2 protein-coding genes and 4 pseudogenes are annotated in these 4,049 nt (G+C 62.6%); all 6 read right to left on the reverse strand.

What is annotated here, in order from left to right; all coding sequences use genetic code 11:
* Nucleotides 1-173, reverse strand: a pseudogene (locus FS320_RS39605) (IS701 family transposase); the annotation flags it as partial.
* A gap of 112 nt (nucleotides 174-285) precedes the next feature.
* On the reverse strand, nucleotides 286-1,077 hold the full coding sequence (istB, locus tag FS320_RS39610; RefSeq protein ID WP_152717894.1) for an IS21-like element helper ATPase IstB: 792 nt from the start codon (nucleotides 1,075-1,077) through the stop codon (nucleotides 286-288).
* Nucleotides 1,074-2,603, reverse strand: a complete 1,530-nt coding sequence (gene istA, locus FS320_RS39615; RefSeq protein WP_152717896.1) for an IS21 family transposase — start codon at nucleotides 2,601-2,603, stop codon at nucleotides 1,074-1,076. Before istA ends, istB begins: the two co-directional genes overlap by 4 nt.
* Before the next feature lie 165 nt (nucleotides 2,604-2,768).
* Nucleotides 2,769-2,936 (reverse strand): annotated as a pseudogene (locus tag FS320_RS39620) (helix-turn-helix domain-containing protein); the annotation flags it as partial.
* Nucleotides 2,937-3,081: 145 nt separating this feature from the next.
* Nucleotides 3,082-3,192, reverse strand: a pseudogene (locus FS320_RS51475) (transposase); the annotation flags it as partial.
* 399 nt (nucleotides 3,193-3,591) lie between these two features.
* Nucleotides 3,592-4,049 (reverse strand): annotated as a pseudogene (locus FS320_RS47345) (hypothetical protein); the annotation flags it as partial.

The raw sequence follows: 4,049 nt of genomic DNA on the forward strand, positions 1-4,049 counted from the left end.
TGTTTGTTGCGGCGGTGGTACGGCGATTTTTCTTTTTTCGGCGAGGCGGCGTGCAAGCGCAGATGCTGCAGGAATAGATAGGTGGTCAGCGTCATCAGTGCGTGCCGGTGCAGGCCGCGCCACGAGTGGCCCTCGAAGTGATCGAGCCCAAGATCTTTCTTGAGTTGCTGGTGCGTATAGCGCGACGATTAGGGTGAGCGGGAGCGCGTCAACTATGGTGAGCGCCTGCGGGCCATGGTGATGCTTTCCTAATTGTCGCTCGTGGTCAAGGTTTTTGATTGCGCGTCAATTAGGATGAGCGGTGGTGCCAGGGTCGGATGTGACAGCACGGGCCTGTGCCGACTTGCGGCGGTAGCTGTCGGTGTTCATCTCCAGGATGATCGCATGATGAACGAGTCTGTCGATCGCGGCCACTGTCATAGCGGGATCGGGAAAGACCGAATCCCAGGCTCCAAAGGGCTGATTGGCCGTAATGAACAATGAGCGACGCTCGTACCGGGCGCTGATGAGCTCGAAGAGAACGCTCGTCTCAGCCTGGCTCTTCTGGACATAGGAGAGATCGTCGAGGACGAGCAGGTGATATTTGTCGAGCTTTTCGATGGCGGATGCGAGCTTCAGCTCCTGCCGAGCCGTCTGGAGGTGCTGGACGAGATCGGTGGTCCGGGTGAACAGGACGCGATAGCCGGCATCGATCAGCGCGTGACCGAGCGCCGAGGAAAGATGCGTTTTGCCGACACCAGGTGGGCCGAAACACAGAATGTTGGTCCCCTTGGCCAGCCAGCTATCGCCTTCGGCCAGTGCGGCGATCCGGGCTCGGCTGACCATGGGAACGGCGGCGAAGTCGAACGTATCGAGAGTCTTGCCACTGGGCAGGCGCGCCTCGATGAGATGCCGCTGGATGCGGCGGCTGGCGCGTTCGGCGACCTCGTGCTCGAGAAGGGTGGCGAGGGTTTTGGCGGCCGGCCAGCCCTCGGCATCGGCCGTCGCGCCGATCGCAGGCCAGAGCCTTGCGACGGTCGGGAGGAGTAACGTTGTCAGGAGAAGCGGCAGACGTGCAGTATCGGTGGTAACGGTCATGGCGCTATCTCCAATCTGACGTCGCGCAGCAATGGGTCGTAGACGCTGGCGCTGGGCATCTCGATCCGCACCGCCGGTACCGAAGCCGCTTGTGGCATGAGGCGGGCTTGGATCTCGGCGAACACAGGCAGACCACCCTCGTCGAGGATGGCATCGAGGGCTGCCGCGATGTCCGCTTCGAGCCCACGATCATGGGCGAGCGCGAGCAGGGCCACCATCGTGCGCGAGGCGTCCCGCACGGGCTGGCTGGCCACGAGCGCCTCCCAGGCCCGTCGATAAGCCGGTCTTGGCCAGAGCGCATCGCGGTAGGTGAGACCAGCCAGCGCTCCGGGCTTGGCGCGCAAGGATCCGATGACATGGCGGTAGTCAACGATATGGGTGGTTGTGCGCCTGGCCGTCTTCGCGGGAGCACGTCCGCGCGGGAGACTGAGAACGGGCATGCCGGCGAGGAAGGCTTCGATCCGGTCATCATGGACCCGCAGGTGGAGGCGATGGCCGATCAGCCGGGAGGGTACGGTGTAGAAGGCATGCCGGAAAGAGAAGCCCGAAGAGCTTGTCACGCGCACGCTGGCCTCGTCCCAGGTGACGGGTGGGGCCGGAGGCAGGGCCTTGAGGTGCGCGCGCTCGATCTCAATGGCATCGCCATGACGCCGGTTGTGGTCGGCGATGACGCCGGCGACGAAGGCCCGATAAGCCGCCAGGGTGTCGAAATCGACCAAGCCGCGCAGCATCAAGGCCTGCTCGATCCGGTCCTTCAGATGACCATGCCGGCTCTCGATCGATCCATTCTCATGCGCGACCCCACGGTTGTTGCGGGTCGGTGTCATGCCGTAATGGGCGGCGAGCGCCGCGAACCGGCGCGTCAGATCCTCGGCTTGATCGTGACACAGGTTGCGGAACGCCGCTGAAAGGCTGTCCGAACGATGTTCGGCGGGAGCTCCGCCCAGCGTCGTCAGGGCCGTGGCCAGTCCGGAGGCCAGCGCAGTGTAGCTCTCGCCGCCCAAGACAACCTCACCGTGCTCGAAGCCGGAATAGACGAGGGCGAAGTGGTACAGCCGGTGATGGAGGGTCTGACCCGCGATCGTCACGCCCAGGCCGCTCATGTCGGTGAAGTCCGACAAGCCCATCCGTCCGGGAGCATGGGCCTGAGGGAAGATCACGGGCTGATCGGGGCCGTGCAGGGCCCGCCATGTCCGGATCCGCCGTTCGAGCGAGCGGCGCACGCTGTCGTCGATCCGATCGGGATAGCGCCGGGCCATCTCGCGCAAAACGGTGATCGGCCGCAACCCTGGCGCCGATGCCAGCATCGGCACGATCTCCTCATCCCAGAGGCCTTCGAAAGGGTCGGATCGGGTTCGGTAATCGCGCCGCTCCTTGCGCGATGAGGGAGGCCGTGGATCCCGTTCGATCCGGCGTCCGGTTGCGACCGAAATCCCAGAGATTGCCGCGGCGCTTTCCTGCGACCGGGTGGTGCGTAGCTTCATGTAAAGTCTCACCTGTTGATCGTTGACGTGTCTAACCGGCATCGCCTCCCCCTCTTCGAGGAAGATGGGCATGTCGGATACGACCCGCAGGTGACGCTGAAGCGGTCGGTGGTCCGGCTCCGTTCGGGCTAAGCCCTCACGAAACCAGATTGCCGACCGCTCATCATAGTTGACGCTCTGTCGCTCAAGCTAATTGACGCCGGGCAGTGGGCGGCGGCTGTGGTCCACGAGGCCAGCCTCTCCCTCAGCCTGATAGCGGCGCCACCACTTGCGTAGAGTAGGCCGGGAAATGCCGCAGCGGCGGCAGACCAGGCCAGCATCGCCGATCTTGGCATAAAGCTCGACCCACGCGAGCCGCGCCTTGATCAGATCCATCGCCGTCCCCAGCCCTTCGGCTGTGGATCTGATGGACAGCGCTCCTGCGCTGCCCACAGGTCCACAGCAGCAACAGGATCAGCATCGCATCTCAGAGGGGGATCTGACGATCAGAAAGTTGAAACGAGGTCGTCGGACCTTACAGCACATCAAACTGTTGCGCCAACTCGGCGAGGGTCTTCTCGCCTTTCACGGCGGCCAGGGCCACTTTGGCCTTGAAAGCCGGAGAGTGGTTCCGGCGGGGTCGCTTGCTCATGATTTCTCCTGTTCGGCAGCCATTGTGGCCGCAATCAGGCAGAAACTCCACTTATCTCGCTGTGCAAATTTCCCGAGCCAGCTCACCCCACGCGTTGAAAAGCTCGGTCAACAGCCTCTCGAAATGATAGCCTCGCGCTTGTGGTTCATTGGACATCTCGTGCAGCGCGAGGAATTGCGCCTCAAGACGCCGTAACGTCGCCTCATCGGCTCGGAAGATGCGCGGCTTGGCCTCATCTTTTTCCCCGGGCGTTCCCATGGTAGAATCGAATGGCAAAAGCGGCGCGCCGCCGAGCCTCTCAACGACCGCGCTCAGTCTTTTGCCTGCATTGAGGACCGTCTCGGCCTGCGCCCGACCGAGCCTGTCGAGTTCATGATACTCCCAGAGCGCCGCGAGGGCTCAGGCTATGGACCGCGGCTGGCCAACCGTCAGGAATGGCCTGAGGCGTTTTCCTTTGCTGCCGCCATAGATCGCGTAGGCCTCATCATAGATGTCGACTCCGACTTCGCGGCGAAAGAATTGGGCGAACGTGCTGTTCGTGAAATCGAGCACGTAGCCCGGACTCGTTTCGAACAGCTCGTCAACAAGGTTCAACTCAACAGGTCGCAGCTGCTGCATCATTCCCCGATGATCCCGAGGTCGCCAAGGAACCGCGAAATGAAACCCGCAAGCAGACGTGAAACGGCGCTTCTCTGGACCACAACTGCCCCTTGTAGATACGATTGTTAGCCCGGTTAATTCACGGCGCCCCATCTGAGATTGGCTGTACGAGCCTTGCTGGCAAAGTTGACCGGATTTCAGGCATGTCCTCACCACCTCCAGGCGTTCTGCTTGGCGGATGAGAGCGGCGCGTTTGC

This window comes from Microvirga tunisiensis (assembly GCF_009296175.1).
Classification (GTDB): domain Bacteria; phylum Pseudomonadota; class Alphaproteobacteria; order Rhizobiales; family Beijerinckiaceae; genus Microvirga; species Microvirga tunisiensis.

What these genes read in the sequence shown, in the direction of transcription:
- istB (WP_152717894.1), bottom strand. Translation starts at nt 1,077, where the DNA reads ATGACCGTTACCACCGATACTGCACGTCTGCCGCTTCTCCTGACAACG.
- istA (WP_152717896.1), bottom strand. Translation starts at nt 2,603, where the DNA reads ATGCCGGTTAGACACGTCAACGATCAACAGGTGAGACTTTACATGAAG.